General features: G+C 63.3%; 21 protein-coding genes. 16 read left to right on the top strand and 5 right to left on the bottom strand.

Features of this window, described 5'->3' with window-relative positions:
- The first annotated feature begins 115 nt into the window (after positions 1 to 115).
- From L0G76_RS04315 to L0G76_RS04245, 15 genes are all read left to right on the top strand, one after another.
- The gene (locus L0G76_RS04315) at positions 116 to 1,399 is read left to right on the top strand and encodes an MFS transporter (RefSeq protein ID WP_304356090.1); all 1,284 of its coding nucleotides are present in this window, start codon (positions 116 to 118) and stop codon (positions 1,397 to 1,399) included.
- A gap of 47 nt (positions 1,400 to 1,446) precedes the next feature.
- Positions 1,447 to 1,998 (top strand): hypoxanthine phosphoribosyltransferase, encoded by a 552-nt coding sequence (gene hpt / locus L0G76_RS04310; RefSeq protein ID WP_092103277.1) that lies wholly within the window; start codon positions 1,447 to 1,449, stop codon positions 1,996 to 1,998.
- 168 nt (positions 1,999 to 2,166) lie between these two features.
- Entirely contained in the window at positions 2,167 to 4,263 is a 2,097-nt protein-coding gene (ftsH, locus tag L0G76_RS04305; RefSeq protein ID WP_304356089.1) for an ATP-dependent zinc metalloprotease FtsH, read from the top strand.
- Positions 4,263 to 4,886 (top strand): GTP cyclohydrolase I FolE, encoded by a 624-nt coding sequence (gene folE, locus L0G76_RS04300; RefSeq protein WP_304356088.1) that lies wholly within the window; start codon positions 4,263 to 4,265, stop codon positions 4,884 to 4,886. The genes ftsH and folE overlap by 1 nt, the downstream gene beginning before the upstream one ends.
- 2 nt (positions 4,887 to 4,888) lie before the next feature.
- A complete protein-coding gene (gene folP, locus L0G76_RS04295) occupies positions 4,889 to 5,749 on the top strand; it encodes a dihydropteroate synthase (protein WP_304356087.1) in 861 nt (286 codons plus the stop codon).
- Positions 5,746 to 6,666 carry a 2-amino-4-hydroxy-6-hydroxymethyldihydropteridine diphosphokinase gene (folK, locus tag L0G76_RS04290; RefSeq protein ID WP_304356086.1) on the top strand — a complete coding sequence of 307 codons (921 nt, stop codon included), beginning with the start codon at positions 5,746 to 5,748 and terminating at the stop codon, positions 6,664 to 6,666. Before folP ends, folK begins: the two co-directional genes overlap by 4 nt.
- 28 nt (positions 6,667 to 6,694) lie before the next feature.
- Positions 6,695 to 7,156 (top strand): DUF3180 domain-containing protein, encoded by a 462-nt coding sequence (locus L0G76_RS04285; protein WP_304356085.1) that lies wholly within the window; start codon positions 6,695 to 6,697, stop codon positions 7,154 to 7,156.
- Positions 7,153 to 7,653: a PH domain-containing protein gene (locus L0G76_RS04280; RefSeq protein ID WP_304356084.1), complete on the top strand. Its 501-nt coding sequence runs from the start codon at positions 7,153 to 7,155 to the stop codon at positions 7,651 to 7,653. Before L0G76_RS04285 ends, L0G76_RS04280 begins: the two co-directional genes overlap by 4 nt.
- Positions 7,654 to 7,655: 2 nt before the next feature.
- Positions 7,656 to 9,488: a PH domain-containing protein gene (locus tag L0G76_RS04275; RefSeq protein ID WP_304356083.1), complete on the top strand. Its 1,833-nt coding sequence runs from the start codon at positions 7,656 to 7,658 to the stop codon at positions 9,486 to 9,488.
- Positions 9,485 to 10,390, top strand: a complete 906-nt coding sequence (locus L0G76_RS04270; RefSeq protein WP_304356082.1) for a Rossmann-like and DUF2520 domain-containing protein — start codon at positions 9,485 to 9,487, stop codon at positions 10,388 to 10,390. Before L0G76_RS04275 ends, L0G76_RS04270 begins: the two co-directional genes overlap by 4 nt.
- Before the next feature lie 66 nt (positions 10,391 to 10,456).
- A complete protein-coding gene (gene lysS / locus L0G76_RS04265) occupies positions 10,457 to 12,016 on the top strand; it encodes a lysine--tRNA ligase (RefSeq protein ID WP_304356081.1) in 1,560 nt (519 codons plus the stop codon).
- Between the two features lie 4 nt (positions 12,017 to 12,020).
- Positions 12,021 to 12,266, top strand: a complete 246-nt coding sequence (locus L0G76_RS04260) for a hypothetical protein (RefSeq protein ID WP_304356080.1) — start codon at positions 12,021 to 12,023, stop codon at positions 12,264 to 12,266.
- The gene (locus L0G76_RS04255; RefSeq protein ID WP_304356079.1) at positions 12,232 to 12,570 is read left to right on the top strand and encodes a histone-like nucleoid-structuring protein Lsr2; all 339 of its coding nucleotides are present in this window, start codon (positions 12,232 to 12,234) and stop codon (positions 12,568 to 12,570) included. Before L0G76_RS04260 ends, L0G76_RS04255 begins: the two co-directional genes overlap by 35 nt.
- A gap of 616 nt (positions 12,571 to 13,186) precedes the next feature.
- Positions 13,187 to 15,733 (top strand): ATP-dependent Clp protease ATP-binding subunit, encoded by a 2,547-nt coding sequence (locus tag L0G76_RS04250; protein ID WP_304356078.1) that lies wholly within the window; start codon positions 13,187 to 13,189, stop codon positions 15,731 to 15,733.
- A 114-nt stretch (positions 15,734 to 15,847) separates the two neighbouring features.
- Positions 15,848 to 16,432: an amino-acid N-acetyltransferase gene (locus L0G76_RS04245; protein ID WP_304356077.1), complete on the top strand. Its 585-nt coding sequence runs from the start codon at positions 15,848 to 15,850 to the stop codon at positions 16,430 to 16,432.
- A 3-nt stretch (positions 16,433 to 16,435) separates the two neighbouring features.
- On the opposite strand, the gene L0G76_RS04240 is transcribed toward L0G76_RS04245, so the two are convergent.
- Positions 16,436 to 17,377 carry an alpha/beta fold hydrolase gene (locus tag L0G76_RS04240; protein WP_304356076.1) on the bottom strand — a complete coding sequence of 314 codons (942 nt, stop codon included), beginning with the start codon at positions 17,375 to 17,377 and terminating at the stop codon, positions 16,436 to 16,438.
- Positions 17,378 to 17,404: 27 nt separating this feature from the next.
- Positions 17,405 to 18,442, bottom strand: coding sequence for an HhH-GPD family protein (locus tag L0G76_RS04235; protein WP_304356075.1), 1,038 nt, complete (start codon positions 18,440 to 18,442; stop codon positions 17,405 to 17,407).
- A gap of 36 nt (positions 18,443 to 18,478) precedes the next feature.
- Between L0G76_RS04235 and L0G76_RS04230 the strand changes: the two genes are divergently transcribed.
- The gene (locus tag L0G76_RS04230) at positions 18,479 to 19,246 is read left to right on the top strand and encodes a LytR C-terminal domain-containing protein (RefSeq protein WP_304356074.1); all 768 of its coding nucleotides are present in this window, start codon (positions 18,479 to 18,481) and stop codon (positions 19,244 to 19,246) included.
- Between the two features lie 30 nt (positions 19,247 to 19,276).
- On the opposite strand, the gene L0G76_RS04225 is transcribed toward L0G76_RS04230, so the two are convergent.
- The 3 genes from L0G76_RS04225 to map all read right to left on the bottom strand — a co-directional run bounded on the left by L0G76_RS04225 (position 19,277) and on the right by map (position 21,885).
- Positions 19,277 to 19,645, bottom strand: a complete 369-nt coding sequence (locus tag L0G76_RS04225) for a VOC family protein (RefSeq protein ID WP_304356073.1) — start codon at positions 19,643 to 19,645, stop codon at positions 19,277 to 19,279.
- A 69-nt stretch (positions 19,646 to 19,714) separates the two neighbouring features.
- On the bottom strand, positions 19,715 to 21,064 hold the full coding sequence (radA, locus tag L0G76_RS04220; RefSeq protein ID WP_304356072.1) for a DNA repair protein RadA: 1,350 nt from the start codon (positions 21,062 to 21,064) through the stop codon (positions 19,715 to 19,717).
- Between the two features lie 53 nt (positions 21,065 to 21,117).
- Positions 21,118 to 21,885 (bottom strand): type I methionyl aminopeptidase, encoded by a 768-nt coding sequence (gene map, locus L0G76_RS04215; RefSeq protein WP_304356071.1) that lies wholly within the window; start codon positions 21,883 to 21,885, stop codon positions 21,118 to 21,120.
- Positions 21,886 to 21,999 lie beyond the last annotated feature (114 nt).

Below are 21,999 nucleotides of genomic sequence, written 5' to 3'. Positions count from 1 at the left end.
TCCTTCGACATCGGCGGGGCACGTGGACTCCGTATGGTATACCGTATTCTTGCCCGATCCGGCCCGATTGCGGACCCGAGGACCGAGCGAGAAGATCGTCTGAAAGGATGAGACAATGACCTCTCAGCCCGAACATGGCCATCGTACGGGCCGGGGACTCGACGTGCTGGCACTCGCGTGCCTCATCCTCATCGCCTGCTCCCTGCGGCCGGCCGCATCCTCGCTGGGCCCCGTCCTCTCCGAAGTCCAGGGCGCCTACTCCCTGGCCGATTGGCAGACGGGCCTGCTCACAGCGCTCCCCGGGCTGATCTTCGCGATCTGCGGATTCATTGCCGTTCCCGTCCTGAAGAAGGTCGGACTCTTCAGCTCGCTGGTGATGACCTGCGTTCTCATCACCGTCGGTGTGGGGGCCCGGGCGCTCGTCGACAGCTGGGTCAGCTTCGCCGGGCTGACAGTGATCGCACTGGCCGGAATGTCGATCGGCAACGTCATTCTGCCGGTGTACGTGAAGACGCGATTTCCCGACAGGGCCAACCTCGGTGCCACCGCCTTCACCGTCTCCCTGGGGTTGGGCGCGATGTTCCCCGCCTTTCTCACCGCGCCGATCACCGGTCACTTCGACAACTGGCGCGTGGGGCTCGGCATCTGGGCGCTCGTGCCTGCCTGCGCGCTGGTCACCTGGATCATCCTCAAGCTCGCCGGGTCCGTGCCCGACCTGGATCGACCCGAGCAGGACCCGCACGAGGCGGACCCACCTCCGCGGCATATCTTCGTCTCGGCCAAGGCCAGATACATGGCGATGTTCTTCGGTCTGCAGTCGGTCAACGCCTATGTCCAGTTCGGGTGGCTGCCGCAGATCTACCGTGATGCCGGACTCGATCCGGTGCTCGCCGGTCTCATGCTCACTGTCGTCACCCTCGGAGGGATCCCCGGTGGATTCCTCGCCCCGCAGATCATCATGCGCAGCATCCTGCCGCGCTTCTTCCTCGTCAGCTTCTCCGTCAGTGCCGTCGGCGGCTACCTCGGACTGCTCCTCATCCCCACCACCGCACCCGTGCTGTGGGCGGTCCTCCTGGCCTACGGCGGCTTCGCCTTCCCCGCTGCGCTCGCCCTCATCACGGGCCGTACACAGAATGTGTCGATCACTGCCCGAACCTCGGCGTTCGTGCAGTCCAGCGGCTATGTGCTCGCCGCGATCGGCCCTCTGGCCGTCGGCGGGCTCCTGGGGATGAGCGGTGGTTGGTCGGTGCCGCTGGGGTTCATGGTCGGCGTGGCGGCGCTCATGGGCGTGACCGGTTACCTCGCCGCCGCCCCGGGCACGGTCGACGAGGAGCTGACTTCGACAGGCACGCCTGGCAGCACGTCAGGCACGCGTGGTGGCACGTCAGGGCAGAAGTGAATCATAATGGAGACACACCCCACCCCAAGCGAGGAGAAACGACCCCAGTGGACATCAACGATCTCGGCAATGACATCGAAAAGGTACTTGTCTCGGAAGAACAGATAGCCGCACGACTCGTTGAACTGGCAGCCGCCATCGATGAAGACTACAAGGGCAAGGACATCCTCCTCGTCGGCGTCCTCAAGGGCGCGGTCATGGTCATGGCGGATCTGGCTCGCGCGATCCATTCGCCCGTCACCATGGACTGGATGGCCGTGTCCTCCTACGGTTCAGGCACCAAATCCTCCGGTGTCGTGCGCATTCTCAAGGACCTCGACACGGACCTCTCCGACCGTCATGTCCTCATCGTCGAGGACATCATCGATTCGGGTCTGACCCTGTCTTGGCTGGTCCAGAACCTGCGCTCGCGTGGCGCGGCGACCGTGGAGATCTGCACGATGCTGCGCAAGCCCGAGGCGGTCAAGGTCGACATCGACGTCAAATACATCGGCTTCGACGTCCCGAACGAATTCGTCATCGGGTATGGACTCGACTATGCGGAGAAGTACCGCAATGTGCCGTTCGTCGCCACCCTGGCTCAGCACGTCTACAGCTGAGTCCTGCGCATGAGCGCTCCGTGCATTGACTGAGAGCCCGTTGCACCCGGGAACAAATCCGGGTGCATTCGGGCTATGCCGGTGCGAGGTACTAGGCTGTGGGGGATGTTCCCAGGCAGCCTCGGTAGCCTGAACAGGTTGCCCCACATCTTTTTCCTGAGAGGACTTATGGCCGAGTCGAATAAGCGTCGCCCACTGCTCAACAAGGCGACGAAAGGCCCCTTGATCTGGATCGTGCTGGCACTGCTCGTAGTGTCGGTCGGTGCTCTGCTGTTCAGCCAATCCGGATTCAGCCAGATCGACACCCAGCAAGGTCTCAAACTGCTTGACGACGACAAGGTCGAACAGGCCAAGATCGTCGACAAGGATCAGCGCGTCGACCTGACGCTGAAGGACGATCTGACGATAGGGGACAAGGACTTCGGCAAGAAGGTCCAGTTCTTCTACGTGGAGCAGCGCGGAGACCAGATCGTCAAGGCCGTGGACTCGGCCGAGCCCAGCAAGGGATTCACCGACGAGGTGCCCAAGCAGAGTTGGCTCATGTCCCTACTGGGAACCCTGATTCCCTTCGTCATCATCTTCGTCGTCTTCTGGTTCCTCATCTCGCAGATGTCGGGCGGCAAGATGATGAACTTCGGCAAATCGAAGGCGAAACTGGTCAACAAGGAGGACCCGGACGTCACATTCACAGACGTTGCCGGTGTCGACGAGGCCCTTGAAGAGCTCGAGGAGATCAAGGAATTCCTGGCAGAACCCGAGAAGTTCAAGGCCGTCGGCGCCAAGATCCCCAAGGGCGTCCTCCTCTACGGTCAGCCCGGTACGGGCAAGACCCTGCTGGCGAAGGCCGTGGCCGGTGAGGCCGGCGTTCCCTTCTACTCGATCTCCGGCTCGGACTTCGTCGAGATGTACGTCGGCGTGGGCGCCTCCCGAGTGCGCGACCTCTTCGAGCAGGCCAAGACGAACGCCCCCTGCATCATCTTCATCGACGAGATCGACGCCGTCGGTCGCCAGCGCGGCGCCGGCATGGGCGGCGGCCACGACGAGCGCGAGCAGACGCTCAATCAGCTGCTCGTCGAGATGGACGGCTTCGACATCAAGACCAATGTCATCCTCATCGCCGCGACCAACCGTCCCGACGTGCTCGACCCGGCGCTTCTGCGCCCGGGCCGCTTCGACCGTCAGATCCCGGTCGATTCCCCGGACATGAAGGGCCGTCAGCACATCCTCGAGGTCCACGCCGAGGGCAAACCGTTGGCCGCCGACGTCGATCTCGCCCAGATCGCCAAGCGCACCCCCGGATTCTCCGGTGCCGACCTGGCCAACGTCCTCAACGAGGCGGCCCTGCTGACCGCGCGTGAGAACTCGAAGGTCATCGACAACCGCATCCTCGACGAGGCAATCGACCGTGTGATTGCGGGACCGCAGAAACGGACCCGCCTGATGAACGACAAGGAACGACTCATCACCGCCTACCACGAGGGCGGGCACGCACTCGTCGCCGCGGCGATGAACCAGACCGATCCGGTCACCAAGGTCACCATTCTGCCCCGCGGCCGTGCCCTGGGCTACACCATGGTCCTGCCCAGCGAGGACAAGTACTCCACCACCCGCAATGAACTGTTGGACCAGCTGGCATACGCCATGGGTGGCCGCGTGGCCGAGGAAGTCGTGTTCCACGATCCCACCACGGGTGCCAGCAGCGACATCGAAAAGGCAACGACCATCGCCCGGAAGATGGTCACCCAGTACGGCATGAGCGACAAGCTGGGCATGGTCAAGATCGGAGAAGACCAGGGCGAGCCCTTCGCCGGCCGCGGCTACGGCGGGGGAGACGAGTACGGGGATTCGACCCTGTCCTCGATCGACCGCGAGGTTCGCGGCATCATCGACGCCGCCCATGCTGACGCCTACTGGGCGCTGACGCACAACCGCGATGTCCTCGACGACCTCGCCTACCAGCTGCTCGAGCGCGAAACCCTCGACCAGGCGGCACTGGAAGCGATCTTCGCCCCCATCGTCAAGCGCCCCACACGCGATGTGTGGCTGGCCAACGACGAACGCCCGGTCTCCGAGCGCGGTCCGATCGACCCGCCCGCACCACTGAGTGGGGACCGCAACGGCAAAGGCGACGGCAAAGGCGACGCCAATTCTGAGGCCGACACCACCGACGTCCCGACCGGGCCGATCAGCCCCAACGATCCGACCGGGCCCAGGCATCCAGGTGATTCGGACAATTCCGACGGCGGCAGGGAGAGCGGCTACTGATGTCTGAGCTCGAAGAGGTGACCGAGGTCCTCGGCGAGGCACCTCCCGGCACCGGCAACAAGGTCGATCAGCCCAGGATCGCCGCCGCCGTGCGCGAGATCCTCATCGCCGTCGGTGAAGATCCTGACCGGGAGGGGCTGCTCGAGACCCCCGCCCGGGTTGCGCGTGCCTATGAGGAAGTCTTCGCGGGTCTCCACCGCGATCCGGCAGACGTGCTGGGCATGACCTTCGACATCAGTCACGAGGAGATGGTCCTCGTCCGCGACATCGACCTGTACTCGATGTGCGAACACCACCTGGTGCCATTTCACGGAGTCGCCCACATCGGCTACATCCCCAGCAAGAACGGCAAGGTCACGGGACTGTCCAAGCTGGCACGCCTCGTCGAGATCTATGCTCGCCGGCCCCAGGTCCAGGAACGTCTGACGACTCAGATCGCCGATGCCCTCGTCGATCACCTCGAACCCCAGGGCGTGATCGTCGTCGTGGAGGCAGAACATCTGTGCATGACAATGCGAGGAGTCCGCAAGCCGGGCGCGTCGACCATCACCTCGGCGGTGCGCGGGCAGCTGCGCGAGACGGCATCCCGAGCAGAAGCCATGAGTCTGATCCTCCGGAGGTAGAGATGCCCACACCGGAACGCACGAAGATCATGGGCGTCCTCAACGTCACGCCCGACTCCTTCTCCGACGGCGGTCGTTACTTCGACCACGACGCCGCGATCGCCCATGGCCTGGAACTGCTGGCCGCGGGCGCGGACATCATCGATGTCGGGGGCGAGTCGACGCGCCCCGGATCGGTCCGGGTCGACGAGGCGGAGGAGCTGCGCCGCGTCGTCCCAGTGATCCGAGAACTGGCCGCAGCAGGGGCCGTGATCAGCGTCGACACCATGCGCGCCAAGGTCGCGGAGGCATCACTGGTTGTCGGCGCCCACATCATCAACGACGTCTCCGCGGGGCTGTCGGATCCGACGATGCTGACCGTCGCTGCTGAGACCACAGCCCCGGTCGTGCTCATGCACTGGCGCGGCTACCTCGATCGCGCGTCGGCGTCCTTCCACTACGACGATGTCGTCGCCGAGGTGATCACGGAGCTGAAGACGAGAATCGACGAAGCGACGACCGTCGGTGTGAAGCATGAGAACATCATCCTCGACCCGGGGCTGGGCTTTTCGAAGAACGCCGAACACAACTGGCAGATCCTGTCCGCTCTCGACGAGTTCGCAGACTTAGATCACCGGCTCCTCATCGCCGCGAGTCGCAAACGCTTCATTTCCACACTGCTCTCACCGGAGGATCCGAAACTCGCCGAGGAGTCTGCGAAGGATCAGGCCACAGCAGCGATCTCGGCCCTGTCGGCGAAAGCCGGGGCGTGGGCGGTGCGCGTCCACGAACCCACCACCTCGGCGATCGCGGCCAAGGTCATCGCCGCCGTGGCGGCTCATGACACTCAGGCAGTAGCTCCGAAACCCGAGGGGCAGGCATGACCGGAGACCATCCGGACCGGATCGAACTGCGCGGGCTGACGGTGCGCGGCAACCACGGGGTCTTCGACTTCGAAAGGCGCGAGGGCCAGGACTTCGTCATCGACGTCACCCTGCACGTCTCGGTGTCCCGGGCCGCGGCCTCGGACGACATCGCCGACACCGTCCACTACGGTGACCTCGCCGACGACGTCGCTCACATCGTCGAAGACAATACCTTCGATCTCATCGAAACCCTGGCATCCCGGATCGCCGAGCACTGTCTGGACTTGGCCGAGCACGTCGAGGTCGTCGTCCACAAACCCGGTGCACCGATCCAGCGCAGCTTCAGCGACGTCAGCGTCACCGTCGTCCGCTCCCGCGCGGCGAGCAGCGGCACACCCGGTGCCGACACCGTCGATGCGAAGCCTGCCGAGAACGAGGCATACCTCAGCCTCGGGGCCAACCTCGGCGACGCGGCGGACACGCTCGACCAAGCTGTCGCCGCTCTCAACCGACACCCCAGAATCACGGTGGTCAGGCGATCCTCGGTGTATCGCACCGCGCCCTGGGGCGGAGTCGAACAGAACGACTTCCTCAACCTGGGACTGATCGTGAGCACCAGCCTGGCGGCCGGGGAGCTGCTCGCCGTCGGGCAGGGAATCGAAGTGGCCTGCGGACGGACACGGGAACTGCGCTGGGGGCCGCGCACACTCGATGTCGATCTGATCCGCTTCTCAACCGGCGGAGGGGAGCTCTTCCTCAACACCGAGACCCTGACCCTGCCCCATCCGCGGGCACATGAGCGTGCGTTCGTGCTCGCCCCCTGGGTCGAGCTCGTCGGCGACACGGAAATCGACACTCCCCAGGGTCGACGACCCATCGCCACGGTCCTCGCCGAGTTGGGTGACCAGGAAATCACGCGAATCCCGGCACCATAAGTGCCCTGGGTTTGAGAGACTGGGAGCTATGCAGCGAACATCGTCGGGTACTCTCGTCATCTGGGCCGTCATCGGTGTCGTCCTCGCGCCCGTCGTCGATGTGCTGCTGGAGAGCCAGGGTTTCTCGCTGCCGGGCCTGCCGTGGTTCGCCATCATCGGAATGCTCATCCTCGCGGCGGTTCTGCTCGTCCTGGGGTGGCCGATCAAAAAATGGAACGACGGGGACCGGACGAAGGAGATCGATCCCCTCCAAGCCGCGCGCGTGGCAGTCATGGCCAAGGCCAGCGCCCTGACCGGGGCCGGACTCACCGGCTGGTACCTGGGCAACGCCGCATACTATTTCCTGTCGGCACCGGGCATCCGCAATGACTTGGCGGCAGGTATGCTTTTCGCTATGATCGCAGCCGCAGCGTTGATGATCGTCGGCCTGATCGTCGAAGGATTCTGCGCACTTCCCCCTCAAGACCCACCAGGAGCCGAAGCAGCATGACCCGCGAATTCAACTATCTGACCGGAATCGATGCTGACTTCACCAGGGTCAGTCCTAAATACGGCCGCAAGGAGACGATCGCGACTCTGACGATCCTCGTCCCGATGATCATCGTCGCCCTCGTCTTCGCGATCATCTTCACTTCCGAGGTGCCATGGCTGCACGCCATCTGGGCCGTCCTCCTGGCGTTCACCGTCTTCCTGGTCGTCATCATCATCCGTCAGGCCAAAGCCATCGGCTATGCGGAGAGGGAGGACGACCTCCTCATCCGGCGTGGAATCATGTTCCACAAAGCGACGGTGGTTCCATATGGACGTCTGCAGTTCGTGGACGTCGACGCCGGCCCCATCGACCGCATGTTCGGCTTGGCCTCAGTCAAACTCCACACCGCCTCCGCGGCCACCGACGCCACCATCCCGGGTCTGCCTCGCGCCGAGGCCGATCGTCTGCGTGACAACCTCGCCGGACTGGGCCAGGCCAATCTGGCAGGACTGTGAGCATGGCTGCGGACCAGCCGAACGACCGACTGCCCGTGCCCACGAACGAACCTGCAGATGACGGGGCAGCAGCACCTGAAGTGTGGCACCGGGTCCACCCGCTGACGCCGATTCTCGAAAGTCTCGGCGTGCTCGTGGGTATCTTCGTCGCCGCGGCCTATGGGCTGCAGAACTTCTTCCAGAGAGCTGTCGAAAACCTGGCGAGAGGCGACGGCGTCGACCTCGGCTTCGCCGGCTGGCTGCGCACGCACCCCCTCGTCATCTTCGGCGCCGTGGGCGGAATCCTGTTCATCCTCCTGCTCACCGCTCTCTTCAGCTGGTTGGCCTGGAGGGTGATGGGCTATCGGATCGATTCCGAGGCCATCTACTACCGGCGCGGGCTGCTGTCGAAGAAGCAGCGAAAGGCCAGGCTCGACCGTGTTCAGTCGATCGACCTGCAGCAGAAGCTGCTGCCCAGACTCCTGGGCATGGCGGAGCTCGTCTTCGACGTCGCCGGCGGTTCCGATTCCAACATCTCCCTGAAGTACCTGTCGAAGAAGCGTGCCGAAGGACTGCGCGACGAGCTCCTCTCCGCCGTCCGCGCGACGAAGCAGGCCACCCAATCGGGGCAGCGTACCGCGAACGGGGGTCAGTCCGCCGAGGCGGCCCCGGGCACCGAGCCGAGCAACGGAAGTGCGCCCGGTGATTCGGAGGAACCCGACGTTGTCGAGGCCGACATGACCGGCGATGCGGTGGGGAACCTCGATGGCGACCCCGCCATCGATCGCGGAGTGCCCGAGCGCCGTGATGACAGCATCGGTGTGCGCCTGAGCAAACGCCTCGGCACTCTGGCCGATGGCGTCTCCCACGAGGCAGAGTCGAGCATCAATGAGCTTCTGGCCCCCTACAACGTGTCCGCCGAGGTCAGCGAAGAGGGCGAGATCATCCGCGTGCCCGTGCACCGGGTGGTGGTCTCCTCGCTGCTGAGGACAGAGACGATCATTTCGGTCCTCGCGATCCTCCTCGTCGCCGGTGCGGCCATCTTTCTCCTGGCAATGGGATTCATCGAAGCCTTCATCCCGATGCTCGTCGGTGTCATCCCCGCGATATTCACGGCCTTCTCCGTCTTCAAGAAGAATCTCGACAATGCGAACTTCGTGGTCAAACTGGGCGAGAACGGACTGGCTGTCAATCACGGGCTCGTCTCCACCTCCCGCAAGGTGATCCCGCTCGATCGGCTGCAGGCCGTCTGCCTCCACCAGCCGCTGCTGTGGCGGTGGGCCGGCTGGTGGAAGGTCGAATACAATATCGCCAGCGCCGGCGACTCCGGTGAGTCGAATATCCTCCTGCCCGTGGGCGACATCGATCAGGCACTGCTCATGGTCGGACTGGCGCTGCCCGACCCGCAGCTGCCGGACGACCTCAGCGCGGCAACCCTGGTGCGTTCGGCCATGTATGACCGCAAGTCCGAAGACCCGCAGGCCGAATCGGCCGAAGCGCTCTTCCACGGCCAGCCCCGGTCCTCCCGGCTCATCGACCCACTGGTGTGGAAGCGGCGTGCCTACGCTGTGACCGGATCCCTTCTCGTGCTGCGTCTGGGCGTCCTGGACCGTCGTGTCGACTTCGTGCCCCACGTGAGGGTGCAGTCGATGAGCTATCACCAGGGCCCGCTCATGCGCTCGCTGGGTCTGGGCACGGTCGCCGTGCACTCCACAGCCGGACCCATCGATCCCCGAGTCACCCACCAGAGCGTCGACGACGCGAAACGCTTCTTCAGCGAACACTCCGAACGCACCCGAGTCGCGCGGCAGCGCTACGACGAGGAAGCGCGCAGAGCCAAGGAAGGCAGGATATGAGCCAATCAGGGATGAACCAGGACGACGCCCCTCGCCTGGGAATCGGGATCATCGGCTGTGGCAAGGTCGGGGCGACCATCGGCGCCGCCTGGCGCGAAGCCGGCCATGCCATCATCGGGGTCAGCGCCTCCTCGGCGGCGAGCCTCGAACGGGCCGAGGAGATGCTCCCGGGGGTGCCGGTGCTGCCCCCGGACGACGTCGCAGACCGTGCCGAGCTCCTGCTCCTGACCGTCCCCGACGATGAGATCGAATCCCTCGTCAGCGGCCTGGCCAAGGTCTCACGAATCCACTCCGGACAGATCCTCGTCCACTGCTCGGGCCGATACGGCACGGACGTCCTCGAAGCCGGGACCAGCCTTGGCGCGCTGCCTATCGCCCTGCACCCGTCGCTGTCCTTCACCGGCACAGCCGTCGATCTTCCTCGTCTGCGGCAGTCGACGATCGCCGTCACCGCACCGGCCCCGATTCGAGCTGTGGGGCAGGCCCTCGTCGTCGAGATGGGCGCCGAGCCGATCGATGTCGCTGAAGCGGACCGTCCGCTCTACCATGCGGCCATCACCCACGCCTCGAATCACACGATCACGATCATCAGTGAAGCCATGGAGATGCTCGCCGAGGCGGGTGTGAGTGACCCCGCACGTGTGCTCACGGCCCTCGTCGATGCGGGGGTGGCGAATACCCTGCAGAACGGTTCGCGGGCGTTGACCGGACCCGTGAGTCGCGGTGACGTGGGCACTGTCTCTGCGCACCTGACGGCGCTCAGTGAGTTCAGTCTCAGCGTTTCCAGCCCCGCAGCACGCAACAGCTATATTGCTCTGGCCAGGTCCACCACTGCCAAGGCCCTGAGCCTGGGACGGATCACGGATTCGCAGGCGCAGGAGATCCTGGCCAGCCTGGACTGACTGTCGGCCTGGTCCACCAGCGGCCCGAATTCCCCCTGGGCCCGCGCTCACGGTAGCCTGGACGGTATGGCAGATACCGAGTCGAACACGCCCGAAAACGCAGACCTTTCACCCGAGCATCTCGATCCGGAGCAGATCCGGATCCGAAAGGAAAAGCGCCAGCGGCTCTTGGACTCCGACACCGATGCCTATCCGGTGTCAATTCCGCGCACGCACACCCCTGCCGAGGTCCATGCCGCTCATGACGGTCTGGAAGCGGGAGATGAGACCGAGGACATCGTCGGCGTCGTCGGACGCGTCGTGTTCATCCGCACCACGGGCAAACTCTGCTTCGTGACCCTGCAGTCAGGAGACGGGACGCGCCTTCAGGGCATGTTGTCACTGCGCGAAGTGGGGGAGGAGCGACTCGGCGATTTCAAGACCGACGTCGACCTGGGCGACTTCCTGTTCGTCCACGGCAAGGTCATCAAGTCCAAACGCGGCGAACTCTCCGTCCTCGCAGATTCCTGGGCGATGGCCAGCAAGTCACTGCGTCCGCTGCCGGGTCTGCACACCGAGCTGGCCGAGGACACTCGTGTGCGCCAGCGCTATCTCGACCTGATCACCCGCGAAGACGCCCGCCGCACCATGCTGACCCGAGCCAAGGTGATGTCGTCCCTGCGTCGGACGTTCGCCGAGCAGGAGTTCGTCGAGATCGAGACTCCGATGCTCCAGTTCATGCACGGCGGTGCCGCGGCTCGTCCGTTCACAACCCATATGAACGCCTACGACATCGACATGTTTCTGCGCATCGCACCCGAGCTCTTCCTCAAGCGTGCGATCGTCGGCGGGATCGAGAACGTCTTCGAGATCAACCGCAACTTCCGCAACGAGGGTGCCGATTCGACCCACTCGCCGGAGTTCGCGATGCTCGAGGCCTACCAGTCCTACGGCGACTACCACTCGATCGCCGACCTGACGAAGACCTTGGTCCAGAACGCAGCACAGGACGCCACCGGGTCCCTCAGGGTGAAGCTGGCGGACGGGGAAGACTACGATTTCGGTGGTGACTGGCCCGTCGTCAGCATGTACGAAACCCTGTCCGAGGAATCCGGAGTCGACGTCACCCCGGAGACCGGCCTCGATGTCCTCGACGCAATCGCGGCAGAGAACAACGTCGAGCTGGGGGGAGTCTTCCGCTCGCACGGCAAATACGTCGAAGAGCTGTGGGAGCACTTCTACCAGGACAGACTGTGGGCGCCGACATTCGTCACCGACTTCCCCGTCGACACTTCGCCTCTGGTCCGTGAGCACCGAACCAAGAAGGGCGTCGTGGAGAAATGGGATCTCTACGTTCGCGGTTTCGAATTGGCCACAGGCTATTCCGAGCTCGTGGATCCGGTCATCCAGCGCGAGCGGTTCGAGGCTCAGGCCGTCGACGCAGCCAAGGGCGATGAAGAGGCGATGGGGCTCGATGAGGAATTCCTCACCGCTATGGAACACGGGATGCCGCCGACCGGCGGTATGGGAATGGGGCTTGATCGTCTGCTCATGGCTTTGACCGGCTTGGGAATTCGAGAAACCATTCTCTTCCCATTCACGAAGCCAATTGCCCCCGGTAATTCGGAAATGGCTGAGGAAGGTTGAACACATGATGGATCTGCTGAGGGCGCTATTGCCATCGATCTGCGTTGGATTGCTGTTCTGGTACGTGATGAGAAACATCTTGCGTGCGGACCGGACCGAACGAGAGCAGATCGATAAATTCTATTCGGAGCATGAGGTTAGCGAATTAAGCGATAATCATGAATCAGATGTTAAGCTGACTGCGACAAAGCCTTCTGATTATGAAAAGAGTGAACATGGCAAGGGAGATGCGACTCGTTCTTACGGATGATTTCGACGGCTCGGAAGCGTCGGAAACCGTTCGCTTCAGCCTCGACCAAGGGACCTACGAACTCGAACTGTCGACAGAAAATGCCGAACAGCTCCGTGAAACGTTCGCCCCGTTCATCGCCAAGGCCCGCCGGGTAGCGAACCCTGGCGGTCGCGGACGTCGCACAGGATCCGGCTCCGCCCCGGGCCCGAAGCGCGATACGGCCAAGATCCGCGAATGGGCACAGGCCAACGGTTACCAGCTGGGCGATCGCGGACGCATTCCGCTGGAAATCGTCCAGGCATACGAAGCAGCAGACAGCTGATTCGTCCGGATTCACAGCACAGTCGATCAATGAAGCGGTAATGCGATTCGAATGAAAGCCGCTGATTCCATAATCGCCTCCCGAGGGGCCGACGGTTCACCCGTCGGCCCCTCGGAGTTTCTGCCTATAGTTTCTACCTGTCAGCAGTCCGGCCCGGATGCAAGTTATCAACATTCTCGTAGGACGATTCGCACAGGCACTTCTCAGCGACGTTCTTGATTGTCAGCACTGGCTCCGATCATGGTGTCTGCTGGCCGGCGTCAGGAGAATATGAGAATTTACTCTATTCCCATTCTCGGTAATCGATGGAGTATCTCGATTGCCGGTTGAGTCGTATTCACGTGATCGGTTCGGAGTAGAAGGCGGAAACGCCAAGCATCAAGATGGGTTGCCCAGATCCAGGATGGACAGAGCTGGACCGATATGAGCAGGGAGTTGGTGCGGGCAGTCCCGATGCTGCAGAACGGAGCGAAGGCGTGCTGTACAGGAGAGCGCGGTGGGGCGAACCGCGAATTTCGCCCACAGCCAAACGGTTTCGGCTGATGGCGAAACGTGCAATAGATCGTGGCCAATGGTCGTTAGGCTCTAAAGAATAACCAGACCGAGGAGGGTGAATATGTTCGAGCGGTTCACTGACCGAGCACGCCGAGTGGTAGTGCTTGCCCAGGAAGAAGCCAAACTACTCAAACATAACTACATCGGAACCGAGCACATCCTGCTTGGCCTGATCCACGAGGGTGAAGGCCTGGCAGCCAAAGCACTCGAGGGAATGGACATCTCCCTCGAACAGGTTCGCGATCAAGTCCAAGAAATCATCGGACAGGGACAGCAGGCGCCGAGCGGGCACATCCCGTTCACGCCGCGTGCCAAAAAGGTCCTCGAGCTCAGCCTCCGTGAGGCTCTGCAGCTGGGGCACAGCTACATCGGAACCGAGCACATCCTGCTCGGCCTGATCCGCGAGGGTGAAGGCGTCGCCGCTCAGGTGCTCGTGAAGCTGGGCGCCGACCTGGGACGAGTCCGTCAGGAAGTCATCAAGCTTCTCTCGGGCTACCAGGGCAAGGAACCCGTCTCCGCAGGCGGACGCGAGGAGGGAGCCCCCTCCGGTTCGCTGGTCCTCGACCAGTTCGGAACGAACCTGACCGCAGCCGCCCGTGAAGGCAATCTCGATCCGGTCATCGGCCGGCACGAGCAGATGCAGCGCGTGATGCAGATTCTGTCGCGGCGGACCAAGAACAACCCTGTCCTCATCGGTGAACCCGGTGTCGGCAAGACCGCCGTGGTCGAAGGCCTGGCGTTGGCGATCGTCAACGGCGATGTGCCCGAGATCCTCGAGGACAAGCAGCTCTACACCTTGGACCTCGGCTCATTGGTGGCCGGTTCCCGGTACCGCGGTGATTTCGAGGAACGTCTGAAGAAGGTCCTCAAGGAGATCCGCACACGCGGAGACATCATTCTGTTCATCGACGAGATCCACACCTTGGTGGGTGCGGGTGCCGCCGAGGGCGCCATCGACGCGGCCTCGATTCTCAAGCCCATGCTGGCCCGAGGCGAGCTGCAGACCATCGGTGCGACGACTCTCGACGAGTACCGCAAGCACATCGAGAAGGATGCCGCCCTCGAGCGGCGGTTCCAGCCGATCCAGGTTCCGGAACCGTCCCTGGCGCATTCGATCGAGATCCTCAAGGGACTGCGCGACAAATACGAGGCACACCACAAGGTCACGATCACGGAAGGCGCTCTCGCGGCTGCCGTGAATATGTCGGATCGCTACGTCAACGACCGGTACCTGCCGGACAAGGCGATCGACCTCATCGACGAAGCAGGCGCGAAACTGCGCATCTCGCGGCTGTCCGTGCCGCAGGAGATCCGTGACCTGGAGGAGCAGATCCTCGAGGCTCGCCATCGCAAGGAAGCCGCCATCGACGCTCAGGACTTTGAGCTGGCGGCCTCCGAACGCGACTCCGAGATGAAGCTGCAGCAGGACAAGGACGAACAGACCGACGCCTGGCGCAAGAGCGGTAAGGACACCTCCGCGACCGTGGACGCGGATCTGATCGCCGAGGTGCTGGCCGCGGCCACCGGTATTCCGATCTTCAAGCTCACCGAGGAAGAGTCCTCGCGACTGCTGCGGATGGAAGACGAGCTGCACAAGCGCATCATCGGACAGAACGACGCGGTCAAGTCGATCTCCCGTGCGATCCGCCGGACCCGTGCGGGTCTGAAGGATCCGAAGCGCCCCTCCGGCTCGTTCATCTTCGCCGGTCCCACAGGCGTCGGCAAGACCGAGCTGGCCAAGGCACTGTCGGAGTTCCTGTTCGGTGACGAGGAATCGCTGATCAGCCTGGACATGTCGGAGTACTCGGAGAAGCACACCGTGTCCCGGCTGTTCGGTTCTCCTCCCGGCTACGTGGGCTACGAAGAGGGCGGACAGCTGACGGAGAAGGTTCGTCGCAAACCGTTCTCGGTGGTCCTCTTCGACGAGGTGGAGAAGGCTCACTCGGACATCTTCAACTCGCTGCTGCAGATTCTCGAGGACGGTCGCCTGACCGACTCGCAGGGTCGTGAGGTGGACTTCAAGAACACCATCATCATCATGACCACGAACCTGGGCACGCGAGACATCTCGAGCGGTCTGCAGCTCGGGTTCCAGGTCGAGGGAAGCGCGAACAACGACTATGAGCGCATGAAGCAGAAGGTCAACGAAGAGCTCAAGCAGCACTTCCGGCCCGAGTTCCTCAACCGTGTCGATGACACGATTGTGTTCCCGCAGCTGGGCAAGGACGAGATCCTGCAGATCGTCGATCAGTTCCTTTCACGTCTGGACACCCGTCTGGCCGATCAGGGTATGAAGGTCGATGTCAGCGATGCGGCCAAGAGCCTGCTGGCCGATCGCGGCTACGATCCGGTGCTGGGTGCTCGGCCTCTGCGTCGCACGATCCAGCTCGAGATCGAGGACCACCTGTCCGAGAAGATCCTGTTCAAGGAGATCGGCAGCGGTCAGACCATCAAGGTCGACGTCAGAGGAGAAGGCAAGGCAGCGGAATTCACGTTCAACGGCGTGGAGACCGAGGGTCTCGCCGCCAGCGAACCGGATGATTCCGGTGGCGAACTCGCCGGTGCCGGTTCATCCGGCGGCACCGGATCTGGAAGCTCCGTTTCCTGATCTGCCTCCCGCAGCGCTGAAGAAGCCCGGGGACACAGCACAAGCTGCGTTCTCGGGCTTCTTCATGCTCGCCGCCGATGGTGCCGCTCGCCGCCGATGGTGTTGAATGAAGATATGAGCTCAGCCCCAGTCGCCTTCGACCACGAACAGGTCTCATCGGACCATCACCTCAACCATTCCCTTCCCGGCGGCCTCTACATGCGCCGGGCTCGGACGAGCGACGTCAAGGGGATCGAAGCTTTGGTCGCGCCCCTGGCCGAAGAGCGCATTCTGCTGGCCAAGGACACTGTCACCTACTTCGAAACCCTGCAGGAGTTCTGGCTGGTCGTGGACCCACAGCCAGACGGCACTGAGATCCTGGCCGGGTGCGCGGCATTGCACATCATCTGGGCGGATCTCGCGGAGGCGCGCACAGTTGCCACCTCGCCGGCCTATCGGGGGAGGGGAGTGGGCAAGGCGCTCATCCGGCAGGTGCTGGCAGACGCTGTGGCGATCGGTGTCGACAGGGTCTTCTGTCTGACCTTCGAGACCGGATTCTTCGGTTCACTGGGTTTCGAGCCGATCAAGGGCATCCCGGTCTCCCCGGAGGTCTACGTCGAGCTCCTGCACTCTGCTGACGAAGGCGTGGCCGAGTTCCTTGACCTGGCCCGCGTCAAACCCAATACCTTGGGCAACGCACGCATGATCAAGTTCCTCTGAGAATCACGGCCCCTCGAATCTCGAGACGAACTCCTCGACGATCGAAACCGTATCCTCGGACGCATCCGACAGGACGGCATGGCTGACCCCGTCAAGAACGTGCACCTCGACATCTGGGGCATGGCGGCGAAGCGTGCGCAGAGCACGACGGGGAACGAACTGACTGTTGCCTGCGATGATGACCTGCAGAGGGACCGTGATGCTCGCCCAGTCGTCGGCTCGCAGCTTCCGCGGCAGCGGGCTGCCGCGTTTGACGAAGTCCGTCGTCGAGCTCAGCAGCAATTCTTTCATCGGTGAGGACGGCAGCTCACCGTTTCTCACCCAGGCAAGGAAGCTCAGGGCCTCTTCTCTGCTGCCCCTCATCAGTCTGATCATTCGGGCCCAAGCGGGCAGAGGTATCCCGGTGATGGTACCTGGAGGGTCGATGGCTGTCACCGCTGCCAGACGATCGGGGGCGCGAAGAACCTGGTTGAGCGCCGCCCACGCCCCGTATGAGTACCCGACCAGGTGAAGCGAGTCCAGACCCAATCCCTCGAGGACCTCATCGAGCCATTGCGAGACCAGTTCTCCGCTGGCCATCGGGGCCAGCTGGGTGCTGCGCCCGGCCTCCCAGATCATGTCGATGGCGATCACGGGGCGGGTGCTCGACCATGGTCCGATGAGTTTCGTCCAGCCGGCCACGGTGCTGTTTCCGCCTTGGAGGAGAACCAGCGGCGTTGGGTTCGACCCGGTGAGGGAAGGCGAGCGGGCGGGGGAGATGCTGGAGTAGGCAGTCGTGCCGAAGGTGGTTTCTATCGTCGAATCGGTGCGTTCGGGCCACGACTCGAGGACGGCGTTCAGCTGCTTGAGGAACCGTCCGCGCGCTTCCGGTGATCTGAATCGTCCCACGCCATCGCGGTGAGCAGGAGACGAAGCGGCCTGAGTGTCATTGCGTCGACCTTCCATGCTCGAACTGTACCTGCCGCGGGCCGGTCACCCGGGAAGGCGCAGGGCACTGTCCTCGCGAGCGGCCAGACCGTCAGAGACCAGACCGTCGATGAGACGCATGATCCGATCCGGATCTGCGCTGAGGTCCCGGACCCGGTCCAGCTTCGTCGACGTCTGCGGAGGGAGCGAGTCGAGCAGCTCGGGATCCACCTCGACGGTGGAAGCCGTGAGGAGGTCGAGCGATACGGAGCCGGCGTTATCGCCGTCGTCAGACTGCTCGTGCGCGGACTTGAGGACGTCCATGATCGCCCCGCGCAGCTGGCGGTCCGTGCCGGCCCATTTCTGGGTCTTCGGCTTCACCGCCGAGGCAGGCCGCCCCGCTTTCTGCCAGGCGCAGATGTCGCTGAGTGGGCAGGATTCGCAGTCGGGGTTCCTGGCCGTGCACACGAGCGCACCGAATTCCATGACTCCCGCGTTCCACCTGGCGTGGTCGGTCTCGGGGACGAACTGGCTGGCCCACTCGGTCTCCGCCCGGCCCGGGGAGGCTGAGGGCCGGTCGCGTCCGGCGAAGAGCCGGATGAGGACGCGCCGCACGTTCGTATCGAGCACGGTCGTCCGCTCTCCGTGAGCGAAGGACGCCACCGCCGCCGCTGTGTAGGAGCCGATGCCGGGCAGACGCTCGAGCTCGGCAGCGGACTGCGGCACCCGGCCGTCGAGGTCCTCGGCGATCACGCGCGCGGCCTCCTGAAGCCGCAGTGCCCTCCGCGGATAGCCGAGACGGTCCCACCGATGGAGCACCTCGGCGGTGGGAGCTTCTGCCAGATCTGAGGGAGTGGGCCACTTCTGCATCCATTCCCGCCAGCGGGGTTCGACCCGAGCCACGGGAGTCTGCTGCGACATGATCTCGCTGACGAGGACAGCCCATGCACTGGTGCCGGCATCTCGCCACGGCAGGGGACGCGCTGCGGTCTCGAACCACGCGATGATCGTGTCGCGGACTCGGTCGATATCCGAGTCCGCAACCGCGGGAAATGGGGAACCGGGACGAGAAGATCTCGATTCGGCAGAGGCTCGGTGTGTCATTTGGATGCTCAAACGCTTCGGCTTAGGCTCAAAGCGATGACTCCTTCCAATCGTGGTTCGCAGCCGAAGAACGGCGCCAGGCAGCCCCGCCAGTCTAGCGGGAAGCTGCCGGCACACGTGTACCGTCGGCGGCGCTACATGCTGTTGGTGGCCAGTCTCGTGGTGATCGCTCTGCTGGTGCTCGGCGTCGTCGGAATCGTCAGCGGACTGAGCGGAGGCGGGGAGGAGGAGCCTGTCGTACAAGACACGCCCTCGGCGAGTCAGACGACTCAAGCGCCGGTGCCGGATGAGAAGGCCGCGAGCGGGAAATGCCCCGAAGACAAGGTCGGACTCAAAGCCGAAGTCGATGAGAAGAGCTTCGACGAGGATACGAAACCCACGTTCGAGATGGTGATCGGGAACAACCACACGGCCACCTGTCTGATCGATGTCGGCACCGAGAAACAGGAGTTCTTGGTCGAGAAGAACGGCGATGTGGTCTGGTCGTCGAAGTTCTGCGCTGCCGAAGAGGATGAGAACGCTGAGGTCTCGACCGAGTTCGCGCCGAAGTCGGAGAAGACTTCACAGTTTGAATGGAACCGGGTCCGGGTCGACAAGAACTGCAACCGAACGAATAAGGCTTTCGGCCCGGGGGAATACGAACTCGTGGTCAAACTCGGCGACAAGAAGAGCAAGCCCGCGAAGTTCACACTCGAGAAAGATGCTGCCGCCAAGGAAAAAGAGAAGAAGGAAGCCGAGGAGAAGAAGTCAGAAGAGCCGAACTCTGACGACAAGCCCGAGGAAACGGCGCCATCGGACAACTGAGCTGTTCACGTCGGACGGGCTGCTGCGGGTTCAGGCTCCGCGGTAGGAGCCCACGCCCCAGGAATTGCCATCATGGTCGCGGAAGTCGAATTCTCGACCGCCATGAGGCTGTGTTGCCACCGGGCGCACGATCGCATGGCCCATGTCGATGATCTCCTCGTAGAGACGATCGACTTCTCGCTCGGTGTCGACGACGACGTAGACGGAGTTCCCGCCGACGCTGTCGAGGGCCGACCCGTCATTGCGGACAGAACCGAACATGATCCCACCTGTCTCACCCAACGCGTATTCGGCATGGACGATGACCTCGGGGTCAGCCTCGTCTTTGACGATGAGCCGCTCAGTGAAGCCGAGCGCGATCAGCAGAGCGGTCGTGGCGGCCGCGTCTGTGGTTCTCATTGCCGGGAATACTGTCGTGGTCATACTTCCAGGATGCGCCATTTTCGCGCAGATGTCCCGGAATTTCGATCATTTGCCTCCCAAGAGCAGCTCGACGGCTTCAGAGACATGTTCACATTCCTTGACACGCATCCCCTGAGGAGTCGAAACATTGCGCAGAGCACCATGTGCGACGATCGCGTGGGTGATGCCGAGGCGGGAGGCCTCGTTGAGCCGCTGACCCAAGTTGGGAACATTGCGGATCTCGCCTGAGAGGCTGATCTCACCGATCGCCACGAATTTTGCGGCCATCGGCTTCCCGATCGCGGCCGAGGCCAGGGAGAGACAGATCGCGAGATCGCTGGCCGGTTCCGCGAGCTTCGCACCTCCGACAGTGGCGGTGAAGACATCGGACTTGGCCAAACTGATGGGGGCGATCTTCTGACTGAGCACGGCGAGCATCATGGCTACGCGGGAGGAATCTACCCCGGAGACGGACCTGCGGGACTGTCCGCCGGCGGATTCGGTGATGAGTGACTGGACTTCGACGAGTAGCGGACGCTTGCCCTCCTGGGTCACCGTCAGACAGGTTCCTGGGGGATTGCTGCCGCTGCGGGAGAGGAAGAGTCCCGAGGGGTCCTCGAGGCTTTTGATGCCGTTCTCCTCCATGTCGAAGCAGCCGACGTCGTCGGTCGGCCCGAACCGGTTCTTCACCGCACGCAGCAGGCGCAGACGCGAGTGACGTTCACCTTCGAAGTTGCACACGACGTCGACGAGGTGTTCGAGGAGCCGGGGTCCGGCGATGGTGCCGTCCTTCGTGATGTGTCCGACGAGGACAGTTGGCAATGACCTTGCCTTGGCTTCCCTGATGAGAGCCGCGGCCACCTCCCTGACCTGGGTGACGCCGCCGGGCACACCGTCGATCTCAGATGAGGCGAGGGTCTGGATGGAGTCGACGATGAGCATGTCGGGCTCTTCCGCCTCGATCATTCCCAGGACCGCTCCCAGGTCGGTTTCGGCCGCCAGCAGCAGAGAATCTTCGAGCGCGTTGATCCGTTCGGCCCGCAGGCGCACCTGCCCTGCCGACTCCTCTCCCGTGACGTAGAGGACCTTGGACCCGAATTTGGCGATGCGAGAGGCGACGTCGAGCAGAAGCGTGGACTTCCCGACACCGGGTTCACCGGAGAGGAGAACGACAGCGCCGGGGACGATGCCACCGCCGAGGACGCGATCGAATTCGCTGACATAGGTGGTCTTCGCCTGGGCCAGGGTGGAGTCGATCTGGTTGATCGATTTCGCGCCGCTGGACTTCTTGACCTTCGTCTTCACCGAGGTCTTGCCCGCGCCCTTCTCTTCGAGTGTGCCCCAGGCTTGGCATTCAGGGCAGCGACCCAGCCATTTGACGGTCGAGTAGCCGCATTCGGTGCAGGTGAAAGACATACGGCAATTCTGGCACGCCCCTCTGACACAGCCCCACGGTCCGTGGGCGGATCTCAGTCCTGGGTGGTCAGCACCCTGGGCCCGTCATCGGTGATGGCGATGGTGTTCTCCGAATGCGCGCCGTTCGATCCGTCGGCCAGGCGCAGGGTCCAGCCGTCCTTGTCGACGGAGAGTTTCTTGGAGGTGAACGACCACCATGGTTCGATCGCGAGTGTCAGGCCGGGCTTGAGTACGAGTCCGCGTCCGCCCTTGCCGCGGTTGGCCACGTGCGGATCCTCATGCATCGTGTGGCCCAGTCCGTGACCGCCGAAGTCGAGGTTGACCGGGATGCGCTGTTCGTCGGCGACATCGCCGATGGCCTTCGATATATCGCCGAGGCGGTTACCCGGCTGTGCAGCTGAAATGCCGGCCTCCAGCCCTGCCCAGGTGGAATCGATGAGGCGCTGGTCCTCTTCGCTGCCGTCGCCGACGACGACGGAGCGTGCGGCATCGGCGACCCAGCCGTCAATGGACACGGCGAAGTCCAAGGTGAGCAGGTCGCCGTCCTTCATCACGTAGTCGTGGGGCTTGCCGTGCAGCACGCCGTCGTTGACCGAGAGGCAGATGACGTTCCTGAAGGGGCCTTCACCGAATGACGGCGCATAGTCCCAATAGCAGGACTTCGCGCCGGCCCCTTCGATGAGCTTCCTGGCTCGCTTCTCCAGGTGCATGATATTCATGCCCGGTTCTGCGATCGAAGACAACTCGGCCAATGTCTTAGCGACGAATCGGCCGGTGACCGCCATCTTGTCGATCTCGGCGGGTGTCTTCAGCTCAATCACAGGTGTTCTCCTTCAGTCATCACGGGCTCAAACGCAACTTTAGTCGTTCGCGCCCCTCGCGTCGCGGTCGCGTTGTGTTTCCGTGACCAAGCAGACATCTCGGAGCGAATCTCA

Source organism: Brevibacterium picturae, assembly GCF_030453725.1.
Lineage (GTDB): Bacteria > Actinomycetota > Actinomycetes > Actinomycetales > Brevibacteriaceae > Brevibacterium > Brevibacterium sandarakinum_A.
This window is presented reverse-complemented; position numbering and strand designations above follow the sequence as displayed.